Source organism: Xanthomonas sp. NCPPB 3582 (assembly GCF_041475735.2).
Lineage (GTDB): Bacteria > Pseudomonadota > Gammaproteobacteria > Xanthomonadales > Xanthomonadaceae > Xanthomonas > Xanthomonas codiaei.
Map to the genome: position 1 here is coordinate 4,230,825 of NZ_CM192968.1, position 23,800 is coordinate 4,254,624.

Consider the following 23,800-nt stretch of genomic DNA (forward strand, 5'->3'; position numbering starts at 1 on the left):
GCGTCTCAGCGCCAGTTGCCGATGTCGGCGTTGTCGGCATCGCCGCCTTCGGCACCGTCGGCACCGAAGGAATAGACGTCGAAGCCGCCATTGCGGCCCGGGCGGCGATATTGGTAGGCATGCCCCCATGGATCTTCCGGCAGGCGGCGGATATAGCCGCCCTGCCGGTAGCGCTCCGGCCGGGCCAGGCCGCTCGGCGCGGTGAGCAGGGCCTGCAGGCCCTGTTCGGTGCTGGGATAGCTGAGGTTGTCCAGGCGATAGGTTTCCAGCGCCTGCTCCAGCACCGCCACATCCGCGCGCGCCTTCTCGACCATGGCGCGGTCCTGGCTGGGCATCACGTTGATCATCACCACGGTGGCGAGCAGGCCGATGATGACGATGACCACCATCAACTCGACCAGGGTGAAGCCGCGCGCGCGACCACGCAGCGGACGCGCGCCGGCAGATGCAAGAAAGTGGATGGAGTGCATATGGATCTCCGAAAGGACGGCTGCGCTCAACCAAGCGCCAGGGTGTTGAATTGCAGGATGGGCAACAGGATCGACAGCACGATCACCGCCACCACGCCACCGAGCAGCACGATGATGGCCGGCTCCAGCAGGCTCATTGCTGCGGTGGTGAAGGATTCGAACTCGCGTTCGAGGTAGTCGGCGGCGCGTTCCAGCATCGGCGCCAGCCGCCCGCTGTTCTCGCCGCTGGAGGCCATGTACAGCAGCGTGGGCGGAAACACGCCCGCGCGCTTCATTGCCGCCGCCAGGCTGCCGCCTTCGCGGATGGCAGTGACCATGCTGTCGGTGGCCAGCCGCAGGGCGCGGTTGTCCACGGTGCGTGCGGCGATCATCAGCCCTTCCATCAGCGGCAGGCCGCTGTTGACCATGATCGCCAGCGTGCGTGCCATGCGCGCAGCGTGCAGGTCGCGGATCAGCCGACCCAGCAAGGGCGCGCGCAGGATGGCGCGATCCGCGGCCAGCCGCGGCGCCGGCCGCTTGAGCAGACGGGCCGCCGCGAACCCAGCGATCGCCATGGCGATCAGCAACGGGATGCCTGCCTGCAACAAAATATTGGATACGCCGATCACCGCCCGCGTCAGCCAGGGCAAGGCGCGGCCGATCGAATCGAACTGGTCCACCACCTTGGGCACCACGAAGGTCATCAGCACGATCACCACCGCCCCGGCGGTCAGGGCCAGCGCCGCCGGGTAGACCAGCGCAGACTGCAGCTTGCTGCGCACCTGCGCCTGGCGTTCGAGCAGGTCGGCCAGGCGTTCGAGCACCTGCGGCAGGGCGCCCGCACTTTCGCCGGCGGCCACCATGGCGCGATACAGCGGCGGGAATGCGTTGCCCTGGCGTGCCATCGCATCGGACAGGCGGAATCCTTCCACCACCAGCGCATGGGTCTGGCCGGTGACCCGGCGCACGCCGCGGCGCTCGGACTGGGTGCCGATGGTGCGCAAGGCTTCCTCCAGCGGCGCGGTTTCCACCAGCGTGGCGAGCTGGCGGGTGAACAGCACCAGGTCCTTGCCGCTGAAGCGCGCTGCACGCACGGTGATCGACGTCGTCGTGGCGGCGGCGGCCGGATCGACGCGCACCGGCACCCACTGCCGCTGTTCCAGCTGCACCCGCGCGCCCTGCACGCTGTCGGCGCTGATCACGCCCTGGCGGCTGCGCCCCTGCAGGTCGAGCACGGTGTAATCAAACCGCGGCATGCGCATCCTCCTGCTGGCGGGTGACGCGCATGGCTTCTTCCAGCGTGGTGAGGCCTTGCAGCACGGCTGCACGCGCGGCCTCGCCCAGGCGCGGCGCACGCGCGAAGGCCACCGCCGCCAAGGCGTCTTCATCGGCGTTGTCGCCGATCAGCCGGCGCATCGCATCGTCCACCGCAATGGCTTCGTAGATGCCCACGCGCCCGGCGTAGCCGCTGTGATGGCAGGCGCTGCAGCCCACGGCCGCATACACGCTGGCAGTGGGGTCGCACCCCATCAGCTCGCGCGTGGCGGCGTCCAAGGGGCGCGGCGTGCGGCAGTGCGTGCACAGCCGCCGTACCAGCCGCTGCGCCAGGATCAGGCGCAGGCTGGAGGCGAGCAGGAATGGCTCGATGCCCATGTCGCGCAGGCGCGTGACCGCGCCGACCGCATCGTTGGTGTGCACGGTGGAGAGCACCAGGTGGCCGGTGAGGCTGGCCTGCACCGCGATCTGCGCGGTCTCGGTGTCGCGGATCTCGCCGATCATCACCACGTCCGGGTCCTGGCGCAGGATGGCACGCAGGCCGGCGGCGAAGGTCATGCCGACGCGTGCGTTGACCTGGGTCTGGCCGACGCCGTCGATGGCGTATTCCACCGGGTCTTCGACGGTGAGGATGTTGCGCGAGCCATCGTTGAGCAAGCTCAGCGCCGCATACAGCGTAGTGGTCTTGCCCGAGCCGGTGGGGCCGGTGACCAGCACGATGCCATTGGGCACCTGCAGGGCGCGCTGCACGGTGTGCATCACCGCCGGCGGCATGCCCAGCTGCGCCAGCGACAAGGTGCCCTGCTCCTTGTCCAGGATACGCAACACCACCCGCTCGCTGCCGCGCGTAGGCAGGGTGGACACGCGCACATCCAATGCCTTGGCGCCCATCACCAGCGACACGCGGCCGTCCTGCGGAATGCGTTTTTCGGCGATGTCCAGCCGTGCCATCACCTTGACCCGCGACACCAGCAAGGGCGCGATACGGCCGGGCAACGTGGCCGCTTCGCGCATCACGCCATCCACGCGCAGGCGCACGCGCAGACGCGATTCGTAGGATTCCAGGTGTACGTCCGAGGCACCCAGCCGCGCTGCCTCGGCGATGATGCCGTTGATCAGCCGAATGATCGGCGCATCGTCCTGGCTGTCGAGCAGGTCGGCGGTGGGGATGTCGTCGATCAACGAATCCAGGCTGCCGTGCAGGTCCAGGGCCTCGACCTGCACGCCCTGTTCCAGCCCGGCGTCGGCGTAGATCTCCGACACATGCCGGTCGAACACCGCCGGGGCCAGGGTGCGCACCTGCAACGGCATGCCGAGCGCGCGCCGCAATTCGATCAAGGCCTGCACGTCGCCGCCTTCGCGCAGGCCGATCTGCGCGCTGTCGTGCGCGCCGAGCAGCACCACGCCATGGCGCTTGGCGAATGCATAGGAAATGGCGGTGCGTGCGGTGGTCATGGCCTCAGCGCTGCATCGGACGTGCGCCAGGCGCAGGCGTCGCTGCCGGTGCCGGTGCCGGCGCAACCGACGACGGACCCGCCGGCAGCTGCGGCGGCTGCGCGCGCAGATAGTCGCGCACCAGCGCATCGAGCGCGGCTTCCGGGTCGCCATCGGCCAGCTGCCGATCGCGCAGGTAGTTGTAGCGCGGCGCGGTCATGCGCTGCGCATCGGCCGCATCGCGGATGATGGTGGGGCGGATGAACACCATCAGGTTGGTCTTGTCGCGGTTGCGCGACTTGTGCCGGAACAGCGCGCCCAGGCCCGGCACGTCGCCCAGCAACGGCACCTTCTCCACGGTCTGACGATCGTTCTGATCGAGCAGGCCGCCGAGCGCGACGATGGCACCGTTTTCCACCACCACGCGCGTTTCGATCTGGCGCTTGTTGAACACCAGCTCGGAAGACTGCGTGCTCACCGGCCCGGCGATGGCCGAGACTTCCTGCTTGATCGCCAGCGTGATGCCGCCGGCGGTATTGATCTGCGGGCGCACTTCCAGCTGCACGCCCACGTCCTGGCGCTGGATGGTACGGAAGGGATTGTCGTTGGCCGCCCCCAGCACCTCGCCGGTGGTGATCGGCACTTCCTGGCCCACCAGGATGCGCGCCTGTTCGTTGTCCAGGGTCATGATCGAGGGCGTGGACAACAGGTTGGAGCCGGTGTCGCTCTTGACCGCATCGATGATCATGCCGAACACCGCATCGTTGCTTTGCCCGGCCAGCCCGATCAGGCCGCCGCTCAGGCCCAGCAGGGATTGCGCGGCCACGTTGCGCGCCTGCTCCAGCGCCGAATCGTCATCGTCATTGCCGCTGCGCGTGCCGGCCGCCGCTGCGGCCAGCGGCACGATGCCGGGCGAGGCACCGCTGTACTGGGTAGCGATCAGGGGCACGGTGCCGTTGCGGCCGGCCAGCAGCAGCTGCACGCCCAGGCGCTTGGCGGCGGTGTCGGAGATCTCCACCACGATCGCCTCCACCAGCACCTGCTCGCGGTGCACGTCCAGCTGGCGGATCACATCCATCAGGGCGCGCTGCGTCTCCGGGTCGGCATTGATGATCAAGGCGTTGGAGCCGGGGTAGCGCACGATCACCGGGCGTTTGCCGCCAGCGGGCGCGATCACCTGCGTCTGCGCAGCGCCGCTCGCCCCGGCCACATCCACCGCAGTGGAACGCGTGTCCTGCCCGGGCTGCGCCTCGTTACCCGGCGTCTGCCCGACCAATTGCTGCAATACCGGCAGCAATTGTTCGGCACTGGCGTGCTGCAGGCGCACCACGCTGACATCGCCGCGGCGCTCGGCGCGCCCGTCCAGATCCACCGCGGTGCGCACCACCCGCTGCACCAGCGCCGGGTCGCCGCGCACGATCAGCGAATTGCTGCTCTCCACCGGCAACACCGACAGCACCGCGCTGCGCTCGCCAGCCTGCCCGTACAGCGAGGTCAATGTACGCGCCAGTTCCTGCGCCGAACTGTTGCGCAGCGTCACCGTGTCGATGGCGGCGCGGTCGGTATCGATCTGCGCCACCAGCCCGCGAATGCGCCGCAGGTTGTCGGCGTAATCGGCGATCAGCAGGCTGTTGCCTTGCGGCATCGCCATGATCACCCCGCCGCGCCCGACCAGTGGCTTGAGGATTTCCGCCGCGCTGCGCGCATCCACCCGTTGCAGCGTGAACACCTGGGTGGCGAACCCCAGGTTGCCGTTGGCCGCGCTGCCCGGCTGCTGCGCGGCGGTGTCGTCGGGAATGATGCGATAGGTGGACGGGCCACTGGACACCGCAATCAGGCCATTGGCCCGCAGCACCGCCAGCAGCATGCCCAGCAGATCGGCCTCGGACATGGCCTGCGCGCGCGCCACGTTCACCGTGCCCTGCACGCGCGTGTCCACGATGAAGGTGATGCCGGTGGCACGCGAGACATCCTGGATGAAGGCGCGCAGATCCACATCCTGCAGGCGCACCGCCGGCGCATCGGCCGCGCGCAGCGAGACCGCCGGCATCACAGGCAGTGCAAACAACAACGTGGCCGAGATCAGCCATAGGGGGCGAACGGCAGTCATTGCGGGCGCTTCAAGGTCATGGTGTGGGTCTGGCCATTGCGGCGATAGGTCAGCGTGGCCGCCTGGCCACCGCGCAGTTCGTCCTGCAACTCGCGCAGGTGTTCGGCATCGAGGGTGCGGCCGTTGATCTGGGTCAGTACATCGCCGGCCGCCAGGCCGGCCTGGCGCAGCAGCGCGCCATCACCGCGCGGCATGATCGTGAAGCCGCTGCCGTCCTCGCTTGCGCGCAGCCCGGCAGTGCTCAACAGCTGCTGCGGGTCCACGGCAGCGGCGGCGGCAGCGTCGGCCGCGTTGCCCACGTTCGACATCACCGCAGCGGCCGGGCCTGCCGCTGTCGTGCCCGCGACCGGTGTCGTGGAGGCGGGCACCTGCGGCGCGGCCTCGATCAACGCCAGCCGGCGCATGCCGCTGCCGGTGCGCAGCAGCACGTGGTCGGTGGCGACCGCCTGCAGCACCACGCCGGGCCGCACCGCATCGCCCACACGGTAGGCACCCTGCCCACCCTCGCCGTCACTGAGATAGGCCGCCGCGTGCATGCCGCCGGCACGTACGCCATGCAGCACGATGCCATCGCTGTCGAGGTCGCCGACATTGCGATGGAACACGTCGCGACGCAGTGCCGACAGATCCGATGTCGGCTCGCTGACGGACGCTTGCGTGCCCAGCGGGCCGATCGGCGTGACCACCAGCCACACCAGCCGCAGCGCCTGCACCGCCAGCAACACGGCCAGCACGCAGAGCACGGCCGTGCGTGCGCCGCGCAGCGACATGACGGTATTCAACGAGGGCAACACACGCTGCAAAACAGACATCCGTCTCACGATTGCGATCGGATGACAGAATGCGGCAGCAATGTGTCAGTTATAAGAAACCGATGACATGGGCCGACACAAACCGATGTGCGGCAAAACGCAAACGCCCGCCGTGCCAAGCACAGCGGGCGTTTGCGGCCCTTCCCGCGCGCTGCGGATCAGAAGCGCGCTGTCACACTGATGTCATAGCTTATGCCGGGCTGGTAGCTGTACAGGTCCACCCGGCTGCTGCCCACCTGCTGGTATTCCTGGTACTTGGTCTTGAGCAGGTTGCGTGCGGCAAAGTTCACCGACAGCGTATCGCCCGACCACACCAGGCCTTTCCTGATCACCAGATCCAGCGAGGTGCCCGGCTTGTCGATGTAGTCCGGCTGGCCGGGGCGGCCGCGCGCCGACACCCGCTCGCCCACGTAGTTGGCGATCAGGGTGGCCTGGCTGTTGGTGCTCTCGCTTTCCACGCCGATCTGCAGATTGGCGATATCGTCCGACTGCCCCTGCAGTGCCGAGCCATCGCGGATGAACAGGTTGGCCTGCACCGGCGCACTGAAGCCGAACGGCTGCACGGTGTCGCTGGCGCTGGCGCTCACCTTGGACTTGGTGCGCGTGTAATTGCCGGACACGAACAGACGCTTGTCGCCCCACCAATCGGCGGCGATCGGCAGGTCCAGATACTTCTTGGCTTCCAGCTCGATGCCGTAGAGGTTGGCCTTGGGCGCATTGATGAAACTCTGCACGATGCCGCCACCGGGCGCGTCGTTGACGATGGCTTCGATCGGCTTGTCGATGTCCTTGTAGAACGCACCGACGGTGACGTACTGGCCCGGTTCGAAGAACCATTCGTAGCGCGCATCCAGATTGACCAGCTCGCTGTCGACCAGGAACGGGTTGCCGAAGAACTGGCGGTCGATATCCGGGTCCAGATACTGCTGCGGCGCCATTTCGCGGAACTGCGGGCGCGCGATGGTCTTGGACGCACCAAAGCGCAGCTGCTGGTTGTCGGCGAAGTTCCAGGTCACCGTGGCCGACGGCAGCGCGTAGCTGTTCTGCAGCGGCGCCACGCTGTCCTGGCGTGTGCCGCTGAAGATGTCGTACGGATGCACCGCCTGGGTGGCATCTTCGTAACGCACGCCGACGGTGGCACGCAGGGTCGGTACGATCTCGCCTTCGGCCTGCAGGTACGCTGCCTTGACCTTCAAGGTCGCATCGTAGGCCGCCGCACCGAAGCTGCCGGTGGTCTCGCGCAGCCGCAGCAGATCGTTGCTGAGATTGTAGTCGGAGAGCAGATAATCCACGCGCTGATACTGGTTCAGGAACGGCAGCGGGCCGTCCAGCGCCAGGAAGCGGAACTCGCGGTTCCACGCGCTGCGGTCGTTGTCCAGATAGGCCAGACCGCCCTTGACGGTGAGATCGTGCTCGATCGGCAACCGCCAGGTCACGTCCACGCCGCCGCTGGCGACGGTGTCGTCGACCTTGCTGAAACGGGTGTAGTTCTGCACGCGCGAGGCATCGTGCGCCCAGTAGCCATCCAGCAACTCATAGCGGATGCCGGTTTCGTACGGCACGTCGCGGCTGGCATTGGCCACTGCCGCGCGCCATTGGATCTTGAGATCGTCGTATTCGCCGAACGCGTGCGAGCCCAGCAGCTGGTTGTTGATCAGTTGGCGCTCGTACCATTCGGTGTTGTCGTCGCGCACATCGAAACCGGCCAGCTCATCGCGGCCGGCACGGCTGCGCGCCACCTTCAATGCATCGTGCACGTACAAGGTGGTCCAGCCGATCTTGTGACGGCCATATTCCCAGCCCAGACCCAGCATGCCGTTGCTGCGCACGTTGTTGCGGGTGGTGGCGAAATCGTAGTTGGAGTTGAACTCCACGCTGTCGCCGACGAAGATGCCGTCCTGCTGCTTGCCGGTGCGGGTGCGCCATTCGTTGTCGTAGCTGGCAACGGCCAGGATGCCCAGCTTGGCCTCGCCGATGTCCATGCTGTAGCCGGCGCTGGCGCCCACATTGACGTCCGGGTCGATGCTGTCCTTTTCCTGCAGCACATACAGGTTGGCATTGTTCATGCTGCGCCCGATGCGGCGGATGTCCTCGCGCGAGAAATTGCCCAGGTCCACACGGCGCCCGCTGGCGATGGCATCGCGCAATGCACCGGGCTGCTTGCGTGCGCCGTCGTCATAGCCCCACTCGTCATCGCCGGAACCGTAGTAGGTCAGGCCCTTCTCGCCGGTGCTGACGCTGTTGGCGCCGCCGCCCACGGTGAGCGAGAGGAACGGCTTGTCCGGCACCGTCATCGATTGCAGATCGATCACGCCGCCACCGAATTCGCCCGGGTAATCGGCCGAATAGGTCTTCTGCACGGTCACGCTCGCCAGCACATCGCTGGGAAACAGATCCAGCGGCACCACGCGCTGCATCGGCTCGGGGCTGGGCAACGGCGAGCCGTTGAACAACGCCGACGAGTAGCGCTCGCCCAGGCCGCGCACATACACATATTTGCCGCGCGACAGGCTCAGGCCGGTGACACGCGTCAGCGCCACCGCGGCGCTGCTGTCGCCGGTGCGCTCCATGTCCTCGCGGGTGACGAACGAGGCCACCTCGGAGGTCTGCAGCATCGGTTCGGGAATGTATTCGCCACGCACCACGACCTGGTCGAGCTGCTTGGGCGCAATGGCGGCACTGGAACTGCTGCCGCCGGCAGCATCGCTGGTGGTCGACTGCGCCAGTGCGGCGCCGGACATCAGCAAGGTGGAAATGGAAAGAGACAGGCCCGTCCGCGAGAGACGGGCAACAGTGGAGGTTCGCATCGTGTGAGCCCTGGCAACAGAAAGATGAAGCGGGACGCATCGCGCGGCGGCATCGGGCCACCGCGCGATGCCGTGCCTCAGCAGGGACGATCGGCGGTCAGGCCGCAGGTCCAGCCCTGCCACCAGGTGTCGTTGGCATCACGCACGCCACCGATGTAGTTCACCTGCTGGAAGAAGCTGCTCACCCCGTTCAAGCCCTGGAATGCCGGCACCGCGCTTTCGTTGGCGCCATTGACGAACGTGTTCTGCAAGGTGGACACGCCGTTGGCGACGTTGTTGGTACCGGCCGCGAACTGAGTGGCCGCACGCGGATCGCTGCCGAACGCAGTCGGGCAGGCGAAGAACACCGAGTTGAAGGTACCGAGCGTATCGGTATCGGCCAGGTTGAAGCACACCAACCCATCACCGGTGCCACCGGCCGGACGGGTGACCACCGTGTTGTAGAACGCGGCCTGGGTGCCCTGGTTGAGCATGATCGCCGCACCGGCGCGCGCATTGCCCACATAGGTGAAGTTGGCCACCTTCGGGCGCGAATACGGTTGGCGACGCAGGCTGCTCCACTCGTTCATGCGATCGCCGCCACCGGCGCGCTGCACCACGATGCCGAACTGCAATGCACCGCTCCAACCCGCATCGGTATCCAGCGAATCGTCGTCGGCGCCGGTGATGACCACGTGGCTGCCGTTGACCGTGCCGCCGAACCATTCGATGCCGTCGTCGGAGCTGTTGTGGATCTGCACATAGTCCAGACGCGTGCCGCTGCCCACGCCGGCCAGGGTGATGCCCTGCAGCTCGTTGTTGGGCGAAATTTCGAAGCCCGAATACATCACGCGCAGGTAGCGCAGCGAACCGCTGTTGTCGGTGGCGCTGTTGCCGCCGTAGAACGCGTTGGTGCCTTCCACCTGCGCCTGACACTCCGGCGTGCCCGACACGGTAGCGCCCGGGCAGTTGTTGATCGCCGCGCGGCCCAGCACCACGATGCCGCCCCACAGACCGATGGTGTTGGCGCTCACCGTGCCGTCCAGCGCCTGGCGTGCCGTGAACACGATCGGTGCGGTGGCGCTGCCTTCGGCAAAGATCTGCGAGCCCCGATTGACCACGATGTAGTCGCTACCGGCCGAACCATACAAGGTCACGCCCGGCTCGATGGTCAGAATGCCCTGCACACTGCCGGCCGCCGGTGCGGTGGCATTGCCGCCGCGGTCGGTACCCACATTGACGCGACCACTGATCGAATACGCGGTGCCTGCACGGGCCGGCACCACCAGGTTGCCGGTGATGGTTTCCGGCAACTGACAGGAGCGCAGCGTATTGTTGGCGATGGTGCCGACGTTGGAAAAACCGGTCGGGCAATCGGCGGCCGGGCCGCTAGGTGCCGGTGCCGGCGTGGGTGCCGGCGTCGGTGCGGGCGCCGGTGCAGGCGGAAACGCGCCTTCGCCCGGCGAAGCCACACGGTCGGCACCGCCACCGCAGGCAGACAGCGCCAGGGCGGTACCAAAGGTCATGAGAAGTGTCTTGCTGCTGTTGCGAACGGCCATGTGGCTGATCTCCAGGTCAAAGGTCTGGTATGAAGAGGAGTCGTCAAGAATTGGTTGCGTTCCGCGCACCGCAGTGGCGAGCACGTTCAAGATCCCCGTCATCTTTATAGGGGCCGTCTGTTGCATTTGTCTTACCGCGACACATTTGACATATCGCTGACACACGCCAGCATGCACTGTAGCCGGATGACATCCACCGCAATTCCCACCCCATTGGCCGACTGGATCCTGGCGCAGGCCTTGGCCGGCCAGCCGCCCGAACAGGCGCTACAGCCGCTGATCGATCAAGGCTGGACCGAGCAGGACGCCATCGACGCGGTCGAGGCATTGGTGCGCGACCACGTCCAGCGCCATGCCCAGGCCAATGGCCTGCCGCTGCCGGTCCGCGTGCCGGCGCTGCTGCAACACGACGATGCCTCGCTATTGGAGCTGGGCGACCGCCAGGTGCGCGTGCTGATGAGCCTGCTGCTGCCGCGCGTGGTGGTGTTGGGCGGCTTTCTGTCCGATGAAGAATGCGATGCCTTGATCGCGCTCGCACAGCCGCGCCTGGCGCGCTCGCGCACGGTGGACAACGGCAGTGGCGCGCAGATCGTGCACGCCGCACGCACCAGCGACAGCATGTGCCTGCAGCTGGGCCAGGATGCGCTGTGCCAACGTATCGAGGCACGCATCGCGCGTCTGCTCGACTGGCCAGTGGATCACGGCGAAGGGCTGCAGGTGCTGCGCTACGCCACCGGCGCGGAGTATCGGCCGCACTACGATTATTTCGACCCCGATGCGGCCGGCACGCCGGTGCTGCTGCAGGCTGGTGGCCAGCGCGTCGCCTCGCTGGTGATGTACCTCAACACGCCCGAACGCGGTGGCGCCACGCGTTTTCCCGATGTGCACCTGGACGTCGCGGCGGTCAAGGGCAATGCGGTGTTCTTCAGCTACGACCGCCCGCATCCGATGACGCGCAGCCTGCATGCCGGCGCACCGGTGCTTGCCGGCGAAAAATGGGTGGCGACCAAGTGGCTACGCGAGCGTGCAGTGCGCATGCCTGGCTGAGGGCGGCGATCAATGCGTACACAGTTGCCAGGTGCTTGACGATTTCGCTGAAGATGATCCGTCCAAGCTCTTGGATCAGCTCCTTGCGACAGGATGTCGACTCATGATGGCTCTCAGAGACAGTCAAGAGCTAGGTGCGTCGAGCGCGCGGTGCCCTCACCGCTCGCGGGACACGCCGTTAACCCATCCATGGGGGCTCGATGGCGGCATCCATGCCGCCAACGGTCCCGCAAGCGGCGAGGGCACCGCACCAGAGAGTTGGTCGGCAGCTAACCGAAAGCGGTCACACCACATGCCGCGTGGGCTTGCTGCTACGGCACTGGTGTACGACAGCGAGAAAAGCAATCGAATGAATCTGATCAGCAACGCGCTCATGCATTGCTCTCACTTGCACACCCACCAACTCCACTAGCCCTTGCCCGCCCACCGTCGCGGGACCTTACGCGGCATGGATGCCGCGTAAGAGCTTACAAGGACGTACTTGCAGCGTGTCTCGCGATGGTGGGCGGGCAAGGGCCCTGCAGTGAATCTGCAGCCCCACACCCACCGTCTTGCCAAACAATCAGCGTGCACCAAACAAGCGCTGATCCACGCGCAACATCACCCAACGCAACGGCGTCCACGCCAGGCACAGGCCGGCCAGGATGCCCAGCGTATCGGCCAGCGCATCGTAGGGATCTGCGCTGCGGTTGGTGGTCAGCGCGCCTTGCGCGATCTCGATCCCGACCCCCAGCAGCAGCAGCCCGAACGCAGCCAGCAACAACGCGCGACCGGTTGCGAACAACTGCACCGCTCCCCAGCTCAGCAGCGCGAAACTCAGGAAGTGCTCGGCCTTGTCGCTGTTGGAGGGCAGCTCGGGAAATTCCGGCGGTGGCCCCAGGCACACCGCGATCAGTACCCCGATGGCCGCGATCCACAGCCCCACCCACAGCGCCGGCCGGTGGAACGGCCGCAGCGCCGCCCTCACAGCCGCCACGTCAGATCGCCGGCCAGGAAGGCAGGGGCGAAATCCACCTCGCGCGAGAAACCCATCACCTGGAAACGCTCGCCCATTTCGCTGGGCAAAGTGAGCTGCTTGACCTGCTGACGCAGGCGCATGCGCCCGACTTCATCGGTGCGCGCATCGGCCTGGGTCAGCAAGGTATCCAGGCCATTGCCCAGCAGGAAGCTGGCCTGCGTGCAGTAACCGGCCAGTTCGAAACCGGCGCCGGTGCCCGCTTCGGCCAGGGCGGTGAAATCCACCGAGGCAGTCAGGTCCTGCAGACCCGGCCAGCGATACAGATCCTCGTGCATGCGGTGGCGATAGAACGCGCGCAAGGTGCCGTCCTCGCGCTGCGCACGATAGAACTCGCCACGCGGGTAACCGTAGTCGACGAACAGCATGGCACCGCGTTTCAGTCCGCCGGCCACCGCCTGGATCCAGTACGGCAGCTGCGGCAGCAACTCGGAGCGGTAGCCATCGGCGAACGGCCGTTCCAGATAGCGTTCCAGATGCCGTACCGCCGCGCTCAACAAGGCATCGGCCGGCTGCTCGCCGCGCGCGAACTGCTGCTGCGCGTCCAGCACCACGGTTTCCTCGTACACCTGCCCATCGCGCATCGCAAAGCGTGGCGTGGGCAAGGCGTCGATCACCTCGTTGGCGAACAGCACCCCGTCCCAATCGTCGGGGAACGGTGCGTCCAGCCACTCGACCAGCTCGAACACCGGCGGAATCAGGCTGCGCCCCAGCCGCTCGCGCTGACGTTCGCGCAGGTCGGCGCTGGGCTCGAGAATCGCATAGCGCTCCGGCAGCGCATCCAGTTCCAGCAAGCGCTTGAGCGTGACCTCGGCAAACGCACCACTGCCGCCGCCCACTTCCAACACCCGCGCCTGCGGCCCCAGTTGCTGCAGCACCGGCGCCAGCGCGCCGGAGACGGTGGCAGCGAACAGCGGCCCCAGCTCGGGCGCGGTGACGAAGTCGCCGGTCTCGCCGAACTTGCTCGACCCGGCGCTGTAGTAGCCCAGGCCCGGCGCATACAGCGCCAGCTCCATGAAACGCGAGAACGCAATCGCCCCGCCGGTCGCCTGGATTTCGGCACGCAGATGTGCGGCCAAGCGCTCGCTATGCGCCAGGGCGTCCGGATCGGGGGTGGGAAGGTCGGCGTGCATGCGGGCACCGGTTGCGAAGACAATGCACAGGATAGCCGAGCCCTCCGCAACACCGAGCGAGTACGCCATGACAGACAGTTCCAAGGTGGTGTTGATCACCGGTGCAGGCCGCCGCATCGGCGCGCAGATCGCCACCACGTTGCACGCCGCCGGCTACCGCCTTGCGCTGCATGCGCACCGCTCCGGCCAGGCGCTGAGCGCGCGCGTGGCTGAGCTGTGCGCGCAACGTGCAGGGAGTGCGTGCGCCCTGCAAGCGGACCTGCGCCTGCCGCAAGCGCCCGCCCAGCTGGTGGACGACTGCATCGCCGCCTTCGGCCGCCTGGATGCGGTGGTCAACAACGCCTCGGCGTTCTATCCCACCGCGCTGGGCCAGGCCACACCGGCGCAATGGGACGAACTGTTCGCAGTCAACGCACGTGCGCCGTTCTTCATCGCCCAGGCCGCCGCCGCGCAACTGCGCCTGCACCGCGGCGCCATCGTCAACCTCACCGATCTGCACGCGCGGCAGCCGATGCGCAATCACCCGCTGTACGGCGCCTCCAAGAGCGCGCTGGAGATGCTGACCCGCTCGCTTGCACTGGAGCTGGCGCCGGAGGTGCGGGTCAACGCAGTGGCGCCCGGTGCGATCCTGTGGCCGGAAGAAGGCAAGGCCGCCGAGGCCAAGCAGGCGTTGCTTGCGCGCACGCCGCTGGCGCGCATCGGCACCCCGGAGGAAATCGCCGAGGCGGTGCGCTGGTTGCTCGACGACGCCAGCTTTATCACCGGCCACACGCTGCATGTGGATGGCGGCCGTCGACTCAGCTGAGAACGGTTGGCCGCACAATTGCGCTCACCGCCAGGCGGGCGCGAACGATGCTCGGAGAGAGGGGCGCATGGCGACTCGTACGATCCTGAGCGCGCCATCCACACCCGCCTGCCGACTCCTGGATACGTCTGCTGCGCGAAGACGGACCAAGCACATTGCGTCGTGCGACTACATCGTCGGCGATCGGCATACGCCTGCGCACAAGCCAATCTGCACAGAGCCCGGCTTGAGTGCGGCACGGCCAGCTGCGCTGCACACCTGCGCTAAAGCGCAGCATTCAGCGCAGGCGCATCCAGCTCCACTGTGGCGAACGCACTGCCATGCTGCGGATGCGCCTGCCATAGCGCGGCCAGCGTCTGCCCGCTCAACGGGTCCACGAAGTCCGGCGCGATATCGGCCAGCGGCTTGAGCACGAAGGCATGCTTGAGCTCGGGCCGCGGGATGCGCAACTGCCCTGGCCCTTCGACGATGCAATCGCCGAAGAACACCACATCCACATCCAGGGTGCGGTCGCCCAAACGCGGCCCGCTGCGATCGCGGCCGTGCGCATCTTCCAGCGCATGCAGCCACTGGTCCAGCGCGGGCAACTCCAGCTCGGTCTGCAGCGCCACGGCGTTGTTGACGAAATCCGGCCCATCGAAGCCCACCGCCGGCGTGCGGTACGCCGGGGACACGAGGAGCGGGCCAAAGCGCGCGTGCAGCGCCGCCACGGCCAGGCGCAGGTAATGGGTCGGCTGGACGTTGCTGCCCAGGCTGAGAAGCACGGTGGTCATGCGGTATTCGCGCATGCGGCCGGCGTCAGCGTCAACTGTTGCAGGCGTGCCGGCTGCCGATCGACGCGCAAGCCGCACACCGCACTTCAGCTCAGGCCACTTCGAGCGCGTGCGCCACCGCGCGGAACACCCGGCGCATTTCCAGCGGTTTGCGCAACACGTGCACCGGAATGTCGGGCGGAAAGTGCACCCGCTGCAGCGGCGACCCCATGTCTTCCAGCAAGATCGCCGGCCCCTGGTAACCCAGCTCCTGCATGCTCAGCAGCACATTCACCGCAGACAGCTGGATGATGTCGCTGTCGATGATCACCAGGTCCGGCATGGCATGCTGCTGCACCAGCTGCAACGCCGCAAAGCCATCGGTGGCGAGCTGTGGCTGATATCCCTGGCTGGACAACGCATTGCCCAGCAGCGACAGGCGCGTGGCCTCGCCATCCACCAGCAGGATGCGCTGCCCACGGCCCAGCGCAAGCGGCAGTTCGGTGTCGGCGATCGTCACTGCGGCCGCACGCATGGGCACGATCATGTCAAAGCGCGTGCCTTCGCCCAGCCGGCTATCGACCTGGATGCTGCCGCCGTAGCTTTCCACGATGCGCTTGCACGAAATCAGACCCAGTCCGGTGCCATCGACCTTGGTGGTGAAGAAAGGGCTGAACAAGCGCGCGCGGGTTTCATCGCTCATGCCCACGCCGGTATCGGCCACGCTCATGCGCACGCGCGTGGCATCGAAGCGATCGGCCGACAGCATCAAGGTGCCGCCGCCCGGCATCGCCTGGATCGCATTCAAGCCCAGGTTGAGCAGGCATTGCTGCAGCTCGGTGAAGTTGGCCTCGATGGTCAGGTCCGCCGCGATCGGGTCCATCTGCAGCCGCACGCCATCGGGCAGGCTGCTCTTGAGCAGCATCTGCACGGCCGAAAACAGGCTGGCGATGGACACCTGCTCGCGCGGCTTGTTGGAGCCGCGCACGAACGACAGCATCGACTCGGCCATCTCGTGCCCGCGTCGGCCGCACTCGGCCACCACGTTGGCCAGCTGGCGCAGCTGCGGGTCGTCGGTGCGGCCGGCCAGCAGGTCGGGCACGATCAGCAAGGGTTGCAGGATGTTGCGCAGGTCGTGGCTCAAGCCGGCCGCCAGCATCGCCAGGCTCTCCAGGCGCTGCGCACGCATCAGTTCGCTTTCCACCCGCTGGCGCTCCAGATCCGCGCGCGCCTCGCGGATGGCCCGCATCACCGCGCTCGGCAGGCGGGTGGGATTGTGCTTGATGATGTAGTCGTTGGCGCCGTCCTGCAACGCCTTGACCGCGGTCTCCTCGCCCATGGTGCCGGAGACGAAGATGAAAGGAATGGCGCCGTTCTGCCGCACCAGGCGCAATGCCTGGTGACCGGAGAACCCGGGCATGCTCAGATCCGACAGCACGATGTCCGGCTGGAACGCGTCCAGCGCACCGCGCAGGGACGGCTCGCTGTCCACGCGCTCGAACGCCGCATCGATGCCGGCATCGAGCAACTGATCGGACAACAGCTCGGCGTCTTCTGGCGAATCTTCCACCAGAAGGATCTTCAGCTGCTCCAGTTTGCCCCCCTCATGCGGCATGGCTCAATCCAGCTCCGGCGCCTGGTTGATGACCGCCCAGAAGGTACCGAGCGTCTTGACCGCGTTGAAGAACTGATCCACATCCACCGGCTTGACCACGTAGGCATTGACGCCCAGGTCCCAGCTGCGCGCCAGGTCGCTCTCCTCGCGCGAGGACGACAGGATCACCACCGGCAGACGCTTGAGCGTTTCATCGCTGCGCACCTGCTTGAGCACTTCCAGCCCGTCCAGGCGCGGCATCTTGATGTCCAGCAGCAGTACCGCCGGCAGACCTTCCTCGCGGTTGGCATAGGCACCGCGGCGCAGCAGATAGTCCATGGCTTCCACGCCGTCTTCGACGTGCACGATGGGGTTGGCCAGGCGCGCATCGCGCAGGGCGTCAACCGCCATCTCCGCGTCGGCCGGGCTGTCTTCTGCCAGAAGAATGGTACGAATGGCACTCATACGGTGAACTCTTGGTTGGGCGCCTCATGCGCAGGGGGAAGCTCGAAATAAAACGTGGCGCCTTCATCGACGACGCCTTCGGCCCAGATGCGGCCACCGTGACGCGTCAGCACCCGGCGCACGCTGGCCAGGCCGATGCCGGTGCCCGCGTACTCGCTGGCCTTGTGCAGCCGCTGGAACACGCCGAACAGCTTGCCGCTGTACTCCATGTCGAAACCGGCGCCGTTGTCGCGCACGCTGAACTGGTGGCCGCCCTCAGGCGTTGGCACATAGGTGATCTCGATCCTGGCCACCTCGCGCTTGGCGCTGTACTTGACCGCATTGCCCAGCAGGTTCATCCACAGCTGGCGCATCATGTTCTCGTCGGCCACCAGCACCGGCAGTGGCGCGATCTGCCACTCCACGCGGTGACCGGTGTTCTCGCTCTTCACATTGGCATCCAGGATCGCGCGCGTTTCGGCGACCAGCGACTGCATGTCCACCGCCTGCAGTCGCAGCGCACCACGGCCCAGGCGCGAGTACACCAGCAGATCGTCGATCAACGACGCCATGCGCCGCGCCGAACTGCTGATCACTTCCATGTAATGGCGCGACTTCTCGTCGGCGGCATCGCCCAGATGGCGCGCCAGCTTGTCGGAGAAGCCGGCCACATGCCGCAACGGCGCGCGCAGGTCGTGCGAGACCGAATAGCTGAAGGCCTCCAGTTCGCGGTTGACCTCCGACACCTGCTCCACCTTGCCCTCCATCTGCCGGTTGAGCTCGGTGATACGCAGCTGCGAGGCCTTCTGCAGGCTGATGTCGCTGACCGTCATCAGCACCACGTCTTCGTCCACCGTGTCCGGCAGCGGCATACGGCGCGCATTGATCAGCATGGTGCGCATCACGCCGTCGGCAGCGCGTTGCTCGTGTTCGAAATCCCACAGCTCGCGGCCGCGCAGCAACACGTCGGCCAGCCGCTGGTGGATCTGCTGGTCGCGCCACACGCCGTCCCCCACGTCCTCCAGCGCCATCAATTCGTTGCCGCGCTCTTCCAGGCCGTAGAGCTCGGCGAAGGCGGGGTTGTGCAGCACGATGCGCTGGCTGGCGTCCAGCAGCACGATGGGCTCGCGCACGGTCTGCAGCACCGAGCTGGCGCGGCCATTGGCACGCAGGTATTCCTGTTCGGCCGCCAGCCGGCGACGGATCTGCCGCTGCAGCAACCAGATCACCGTGGTCAGCAACAGCAACTGCACCGCCAGCGCGGCCCAGCTCAGCATCGTGTAGTGCATGCGCTCGGTTTCCGCGCGCGCGTTGCGCTGCGCCAGCAGCCGGCCCTCTGCACCTTGCAGTTCGTCGATCAACACGCGGATCGGGTTGTTCACCGTCATGTCGTTGATCAGCGTGCGGATCTGCTCCGGCTCGGTCGTCACGGCGATCCGCTCGGCCAGCAGCAACCGGCGCTCGATCGTGCTCTGGATCCGCCCGACGCGCAGCAGCTGCGACGGGTTGTCGTTGGTGAGTGCAATCAGCCGCGACACCGCGGACATGGATTCGCGCCGGCCCCGACGCATGCGCTCCAGCAACGCGGGGCGGTCCACGCCATGCGAACGCATCAGCGCGGCCGACTCGGTGTCGCGCATCGCCGCTTCCAACCGCTGCGCGGTCTCCTGCACTTCCTGGCTGTGCGACACCCACACCGCGGCCCGGTTGGCGTTGTGCGCCATCTGCTGCAGCAACAGGGACGGCACCACCACGATCAGGCACACCGCCACCGCCAATGAAGGCAGGCGCCAGCGATCCCATTTGTCTGCTTGGGCCGTTGTCTGCATTACCAGATCTGTATCCGCTCGCTGCAAGTCCCCGGGTCGGCTCGACATTGTCTCCGATCGCGCCCCACACCAGATTAATGATTCAGCAAATTTCGGTTAGCTCCGTGACATTGCTGAATGGGCATATCATAAGTGCAGCAAACGTGAAAACGGCGAGAGCGCCCGCCGCCTGTCGGCTTGCCGGTCAACTGGGCCAGACGAAAAAAGGCGCACTCCGGAGAGTGCGCCTCGTGCTCGGGCCAGCCGCCTCGCCTCGGCCGGCCCGGCATTGCCAGTGGCTGCGCTTACTTCTTGGCAGCGACGACCTTCAGGCCGGTCGACTTGACGCTCTTGACGCCTTCGATGCCCTTGGCCACGGCCACGGCCTTGTCGTGCTCGGCCTGGGTTGCCACCGAGCCGGTCAGCGTCACGATGCCGTTCTTGGTCTCGACCTTGACGTCGGTGCCGGACACGTTGTCGGTCGCCAGCAGGTCGGCCTTGACCTTGGTGGTGATCCAGGTGTCGGTGACCGGCTTCTTGGACTCGTTCATGCCGGCGGCATGGTCCTTGTGCGCACCCATGTCCTTGTCCTGCGGCGCGGCGAATGCCTGCGTCGCACCCAGGGTCAGGCCCAGCGACAACGACAGCGCCAGCAGCTTGCGTGCATGTTTCATGTTCTTCATTCGAGCCACTCCTGTTGAACGTGGCTGCAGCTTGCGGCGGCGCTCGTCGAGCAGACGTGACCGCAGCATGCAGGCGCCGTGAACCCGGCGAACACGCGTGGGTGCAATACCATGCGGGTTCCTTCCGTCGTTGCGATGAACCGTTTTCAATGCCTAAACCGTTCAATCTGGCCGTCGTCGGCTACGGCTATGTCGGCCACACCTTTCATGCACCGCTGATCGCCAGCACGCCGGGCCTGCAGTTGCACAGCGTGGTGTCGTCCAAGCCGCAACAGCCACAGGCGGACTTCCCGGGCATCGATGTCGTCGCCGACCTCGACACCGCGCTGGCCGATCCCGCGCTCGATGCGGTGGTGCTGGCCACGCCCAACCAGACCCATGCGCCATTCGCGTTGCAGGCGCTGGCGGCCGGCAAGCACGTCCTGGTGGACAAGCCCTTTGCGCTGGATGCCGCGCAGGCGCGCAGCATGGCGGCCGCCGCGGCCGCCGCCGGGCGCATCGTCAGCGTGTTCCAGAACCGCCGCTGGGACGCGGACTTTCTGACCTTGCGCCGGCTGATCGACGAGGGCCAGCTGGGCGAGGTGGTGGAATTCCATTCGCACTTCGACCGCTATCGCCCGCAGGTGCGCGACCGCTGGCGCGAAAGCGATGGTCCCGGCGCCGGCCTGTGGTACGACCTGGGCCCGCATCTGCTCGACCAGGCCCTGCAACTGTTCGGCATGCCGCAGGCGATCGGCGCGGACCTGCAGCGCCAGCGCAGCCAGGCGCGCAGCGACGATTATTTCCACGTCACCCTGCACTACCCGCGGCGACGGGCAATCCTGCACGCCGGTTCGCTGGTGGCCGACAACCGCCTGCGCTTTGCGGTGCATGGCACGCGCGGCAGCTATCTCAAGCATGGCCTGGATACGCAGGAAGATCAGCTGCGTGCCGGGCGGCGCCCCGGTACGGTCGGTTGGGGCGTAGACCCGTTGCCGGGCACGCTGACGCGCGTGGACGACGAAGGCCGCGTGCACACCCATCAGCCGGACAACCTGCCCGGCGATTACCGCCAGTGCTACGCCGCCTTCCGCGACGCCCTGGCCGGTACCGGTCCGGCGCCGGTGGCTGCTGAGGAGGCGGTGCAACTCATGCATTTGCTGGAGCTGGCGCAGCGCAGCGCGGCGACCGGCCAGGTGCAGTGGCTGGAGGACGTGCGCACGCCGTGATGCAGACCCGGCCGCACCCGCGTTGCAGCGGGCACGGCCATGCAAAGCCGCTTATGCGTCCTTGCTGCCGATCGTCGGCGGGGCCGCGGTGGCGGACATCACCGCATGCCCGCCGAACTGGTTGCGCATCGCCGCCAGCAGCTTGTCGGTGAAGGAGTCCTTGTCGCGCGAACGCAGCCGCTCCATCAGCGACAGGGTGATGATCGGCGCCGACACTTCCAGATCGATCGCCTCGGCCACCGTCCAGCGGCCTTCGCCCGAATCGGCCACGAATGGCGCAATGCCGCCCATGCTGGGGTTGTGGCGCAGCGCATCGGCGGTCAGGTCCAGCAGCCACGAGCGCACCACGCTGCCGTCGCGCCAGATCTCCGAAACCTGATGCAGGTCCAGCGCGAAATCGGTCTTGTGCTGCATCAACGCGAAGCCCTCGGCGTAGGCCTGCATCATTCCGTACTCGATGCCGTTGTGGACCATCTTGGTGAAGTGGCCGGCGCCACTGGGACCCACGCGCCCCCAGCCCTTGTCGGGTGCCGGCGCCAGGGTGGCCAGGATCGGATGCAGCGTGGTCACCGCCGCTTCCTCGCCACCGACCATCAGGCTATAGCCTTCCTTCAACCCCCACACGCCGCCGCTGGTGCCGCAGTCGACGAAGGCGATGCCGCTGGCCTGCAATTGCGCGGCGCGGCGCTGCGAATCCTTGTAGTACGAATTGCCGCCATCGATGACGATGTCACCGGCCTGCAACAGCGGCAGCAACTGCGCCAGGGTGTCGTCGACGATCTTGCCGGCCGGCACCATCAGCCACACCACGCGCGGGCTCGGCAAGGCGGACACCAACGCGTCCAGCGCATCGGCCGTCACAATGCCCTTGGCCTGCGCACCGCTGCGCGCGCTGGCGCCCGGATCGTAGCCATGCACGCGGTGCCCGCCGTGCACCAGGCGCTCGGCCATGTTGGCGCCCATGCGGCCCAAACCCACCATACCCAGTTCCATAACCACTCCTCATGCTCTGATCAGTGCAGGGTGCCACGCCCGGCGTACGTCGGCGTGGCGGAATTCTCAATGGATCGTTCCGCGGCGGTGCTGGTGGCGCACTGTTGCAGCTGCCAGTCGATCCAGCGCCAGTACAAGGTGGTGTGCAGATTGTGCAGGGTCAGGTCGATGGCATAGGGCGTGCGCGGATTGCGGTCCAGCAAGCGCGCCACGTGATAGCCGATCGGCTTGATGCCCTTGGGATGCACGTACACCAGAAAGCCCTGATAGAACGGATCGTCCAGCAGCGTCTGCAATGCCTGCAGCTGCGCCTGCTGCTGCGGCTCCAGGCTGGCGCGCAGCGACGCATCGCGTTCGTAGAGCAGCCGTTCGAAGCGTCGCTTGCCCGGCCCGCGCAGTGGCTTGGACAGTTCCCAGATCCGCCGGTTGAGCGCGTCGTAATGCGCAAAGCCGCCATGCCGGGCCAGCGCCTGCGCCGCCGCATCGCTGACATCCACCACCACGAAGTTTTCGGCCTGGTTATGGATATCGTCCAGATAGGCCTTGTCGAACACGTGCGCGATGAAACCCGGCGCACCGACGAAGGCCTGCCGTCCCAGTCGTGAGGTCTTGACCGCCTTGCCATCGGCAAAGAATTCACCAGCGTGCGCGCCGAGCAGAATGCTGTCGGTGTCGTGCAGGGTGAGGAAAGTGCCGATCGACAGCTCGCCAGGCGTGAACACCTGGTCGAATCCGGCATCGCCATACAACTCGCGTTGGGTGGCGAGCTGGGCCACCTGCCGCCCCACTCCGCATTCGGAGCGCACATGCCCGCGGTAGAACGCATCCAATGCCTGCGCATTGCCGGCACGCGGCCGATAGCCGCGGCCGAAGCTGCGAAATCCGCTCCAGCCCTGCGCGGCCGCACCGCGCCAACCGAAGCCGATCCAGCCCAGTTGCAGCGCCGAAAAACGGTAGTTCGGATTGTTCTGCAACTGGGTCACCGCACGGCGGGTTGCCGCCCCAACCTCGAACCCATAGGCGCAGTGCGTGGCCGGTTCATCCAGCAACGCCTTGAGCGCGGCGCTGCGTTGGGACGTGTTCCAGCTCGACGGCAAGGTCGCCTGCAGATCGCCGGCTGCCTGCGCCTGCGCCCGCGAGGCGCGTGTGCACGGAGCGCCTCCGGCGATGACCGGCGCCTGGACCGCAGCCTCGCGAATGGTCCAACCCAAGCGTTGCAACAGCGCCTGCACGCAGTCGGCGCTGGCTGCGCCTGCTGCATCGCTGGGCGCAGCCGTCGCTGCCTGCAGCAGCTGCGCAGCGACCAGCACCGCGGCACAGCACAGCGCCGCCACACGGGCGCGCACGCCATGCCGCGTGGCCACGCAGCTGGAGGGCAATGCACGCTGAGGGCACGGTAGCTGGGGTTTGCTCATTCGCACGACGGCGGGGATGGAAGGCGTTGCTCTCTCGACCACAACAGAAAGCCCCGGCATGGCCGGGGCTTTGCGGATTCACTGCATCAGGTTCAGCGGCGTTCGCAGACGCGCTCGACGCGGCGGTTGCCGTTGGCCTGCTGGCGGTTGCCCTGGATGGTGCGGCCTGCCGCGCCGCCGGCCACTGCACCGGCGACCGTTGCCAGCTTCCTGCCGCTGCCGTCACCCACCTGGTTGCCCAGCAGTCCGCCAATGGCCGCACCTGCCAAAGTGCCGCCGATACGATTGGGGTCGGTCGAATTCTTCTGCACTTCCACGTTGCGGCAGCGCACGCGCGTGCCGTCGGAAAACTTGCGGCCCTCGTCGGCTTCCGTATACGACCCCTGATGCGAGTAGCGCTGTGCCTGCGCAAAGGGACTGGTCGCCATCAGGCCGATCATGGTCAGGCCCAGCAGGGATGTCTGGATTTTCATCGTCG

The 23,800-nt window shown here is 66.9% G+C and carries 20 protein-coding genes; 3 read left to right on the plus strand and 17 right to left on the minus strand.

The annotated features are described in order from the left end of the window. Nucleotides 1-5: 5 nt before the first annotated feature. From gspG to ACCQ05_RS18015, 7 genes are all read right to left on the minus strand, one after another. Nucleotides 6-470: a type II secretion system major pseudopilin GspG gene (gene gspG, locus ACCQ05_RS17985; RefSeq protein WP_372391882.1), complete on the minus strand. Its 465-nt coding sequence runs from the start codon at nucleotides 468-470 to the stop codon at nucleotides 6-8. A gap of 26 nt (nucleotides 471-496) precedes the next feature. After that, nucleotides 497-1,705 (minus strand): type II secretion system inner membrane protein GspF, encoded by a 1,209-nt coding sequence (gene gspF, locus ACCQ05_RS17990; protein ID WP_372391884.1) that lies wholly within the window; start codon nucleotides 1,703-1,705, stop codon nucleotides 497-499. Next, nucleotides 1,692-3,179: a type II secretion system ATPase GspE gene (gene gspE, locus ACCQ05_RS17995; RefSeq protein ID WP_372391887.1), complete on the minus strand. Its 1,488-nt coding sequence runs from the start codon at nucleotides 3,177-3,179 to the stop codon at nucleotides 1,692-1,694. The genes gspF and gspE overlap by 14 nt, the downstream gene beginning before the upstream one ends. Nucleotides 3,180-3,183: 4 nt before the next feature. Then, complete coding sequence (gspD, locus tag ACCQ05_RS18000; RefSeq protein WP_372391889.1) at nucleotides 3,184-5,268, minus strand: type II secretion system secretin GspD; 2,085 nt, start codon at nucleotides 5,266-5,268, stop codon at nucleotides 3,184-3,186. Continuing rightward, nucleotides 5,265-6,080 carry a type II secretion system protein N gene (locus tag ACCQ05_RS18005; protein ID WP_372391891.1) on the minus strand — a complete coding sequence of 272 codons (816 nt, stop codon included), beginning with the start codon at nucleotides 6,078-6,080 and terminating at the stop codon, nucleotides 5,265-5,267. Before ACCQ05_RS18005 ends, gspD begins: the two co-directional genes overlap by 4 nt. Nucleotides 6,081-6,238: 158 nt before the next feature. Then, on the minus strand, nucleotides 6,239-8,887 hold the full coding sequence (locus ACCQ05_RS18010) for a TonB-dependent receptor domain-containing protein (RefSeq protein ID WP_372391893.1): 2,649 nt from the start codon (nucleotides 8,885-8,887) through the stop codon (nucleotides 6,239-6,241). A 77-nt stretch (nucleotides 8,888-8,964) separates the two neighbouring features. Continuing rightward, complete coding sequence (locus tag ACCQ05_RS18015) at nucleotides 8,965-10,425, minus strand: beta-helix domain-containing protein (protein WP_372391895.1); 1,461 nt, start codon at nucleotides 10,423-10,425, stop codon at nucleotides 8,965-8,967. 186 nt (nucleotides 10,426-10,611) lie between these two features. On the opposite strand from ACCQ05_RS18015, the gene ACCQ05_RS18020 reads away from it, so the two are divergent. Further along, the gene (locus tag ACCQ05_RS18020) at nucleotides 10,612-11,472 is read left to right on the plus strand and encodes a 2OG-Fe(II) oxygenase (protein WP_372391897.1); all 861 of its coding nucleotides are present in this window, start codon (nucleotides 10,612-10,614) and stop codon (nucleotides 11,470-11,472) included. 562 nt (nucleotides 11,473-12,034) lie between these two features. Here the strand turns inward: ACCQ05_RS18020 and ACCQ05_RS18025 are convergent. Together ACCQ05_RS18025 and ACCQ05_RS18030 are read right to left on the minus strand one after the other, a co-directional pair. Next, nucleotides 12,035-12,448, minus strand: a complete 414-nt coding sequence (locus ACCQ05_RS18025; RefSeq protein ID WP_372391899.1) for a VanZ family protein — start codon at nucleotides 12,446-12,448, stop codon at nucleotides 12,035-12,037. Next, nucleotides 12,436-13,689, minus strand: coding sequence for a class I SAM-dependent methyltransferase (locus ACCQ05_RS18030; RefSeq protein ID WP_372391901.1), 1,254 nt, complete (start codon nucleotides 13,687-13,689; stop codon nucleotides 12,436-12,438). The genes ACCQ05_RS18025 and ACCQ05_RS18030 overlap by 13 nt, the downstream gene beginning before the upstream one ends. Between ACCQ05_RS18030 and ACCQ05_RS18035 the strand changes: the two genes are divergently transcribed. Continuing rightward, entirely contained in the window at nucleotides 13,688-14,425 is a 738-nt protein-coding gene (locus ACCQ05_RS18035) for a pteridine reductase (protein ID WP_372391903.1), read from the plus strand. The genes ACCQ05_RS18030 and ACCQ05_RS18035 overlap by 2 nt on opposite strands. A 263-nt stretch (nucleotides 14,426-14,688) precedes the next feature. On the opposite strand, the gene folK is transcribed toward ACCQ05_RS18035, so the two are convergent. The 5 genes from folK to ACCQ05_RS18060 all read right to left on the minus strand — a co-directional run bounded on the left by folK (nucleotide 14,689) and on the right by ACCQ05_RS18060 (nucleotide 19,706). Continuing rightward, complete coding sequence (gene folK, locus ACCQ05_RS18040; RefSeq protein WP_104539483.1) at nucleotides 14,689-15,198, minus strand: 2-amino-4-hydroxy-6-hydroxymethyldihydropteridine diphosphokinase; 510 nt, start codon at nucleotides 15,196-15,198, stop codon at nucleotides 14,689-14,691. Nucleotides 15,199-15,289: 91 nt separating this feature from the next. Then, on the minus strand, nucleotides 15,290-16,792 hold the full coding sequence (locus ACCQ05_RS18045; RefSeq protein WP_372391905.1) for an ATP-binding response regulator: 1,503 nt from the start codon (nucleotides 16,790-16,792) through the stop codon (nucleotides 15,290-15,292). Between the two features lie 3 nt (nucleotides 16,793-16,795). Continuing rightward, nucleotides 16,796-17,236, minus strand: a complete 441-nt coding sequence (locus ACCQ05_RS18050) for a response regulator (RefSeq protein ID WP_064510966.1) — start codon at nucleotides 17,234-17,236, stop codon at nucleotides 16,796-16,798. Next, nucleotides 17,233-19,044, minus strand: a complete 1,812-nt coding sequence (locus ACCQ05_RS18055) for a sensor histidine kinase (protein WP_372360468.1) — start codon at nucleotides 19,042-19,044, stop codon at nucleotides 17,233-17,235. Before ACCQ05_RS18055 ends, ACCQ05_RS18050 begins: the two co-directional genes overlap by 4 nt. 284 nt (nucleotides 19,045-19,328) lie before the next feature. Continuing rightward, a complete protein-coding gene (locus ACCQ05_RS18060; protein ID WP_167394429.1) occupies nucleotides 19,329-19,706 on the minus strand; it encodes a BON domain-containing protein in 378 nt (125 codons plus the stop codon). 149 nt (nucleotides 19,707-19,855) lie between these two features. On the opposite strand from ACCQ05_RS18060, the gene ACCQ05_RS18065 reads away from it, so the two are divergent. Next, nucleotides 19,856-20,914: an oxidoreductase gene (locus ACCQ05_RS18065; protein ID WP_372391908.1), complete on the plus strand. Its 1,059-nt coding sequence runs from the start codon at nucleotides 19,856-19,858 to the stop codon at nucleotides 20,912-20,914. A 51-nt stretch (nucleotides 20,915-20,965) separates the two neighbouring features. On the opposite strand, the gene gnd is transcribed toward ACCQ05_RS18065, so the two are convergent. The 3 genes from gnd to ACCQ05_RS18080 form a co-directional block, all read right to left on the minus strand. Continuing rightward, nucleotides 20,966-21,907, minus strand: a complete 942-nt coding sequence (gnd, locus tag ACCQ05_RS18070) for a phosphogluconate dehydrogenase (NAD(+)-dependent, decarboxylating) (protein WP_372391910.1) — start codon at nucleotides 21,905-21,907, stop codon at nucleotides 20,966-20,968. Between the two features lie 20 nt (nucleotides 21,908-21,927). Beyond that, nucleotides 21,928-23,271: a hypothetical protein gene (locus ACCQ05_RS18075; protein ID WP_372394161.1), complete on the minus strand. Its 1,344-nt coding sequence runs from the start codon at nucleotides 23,269-23,271 to the stop codon at nucleotides 21,928-21,930. 143 nt (nucleotides 23,272-23,414) lie between these two features. Then, entirely contained in the window at nucleotides 23,415-23,795 is a 381-nt protein-coding gene (locus ACCQ05_RS18080) for a glycine zipper 2TM domain-containing protein (RefSeq protein WP_372391912.1), read from the minus strand. Between the last annotated feature and the right edge of the window lie 5 nt (nucleotides 23,796-23,800).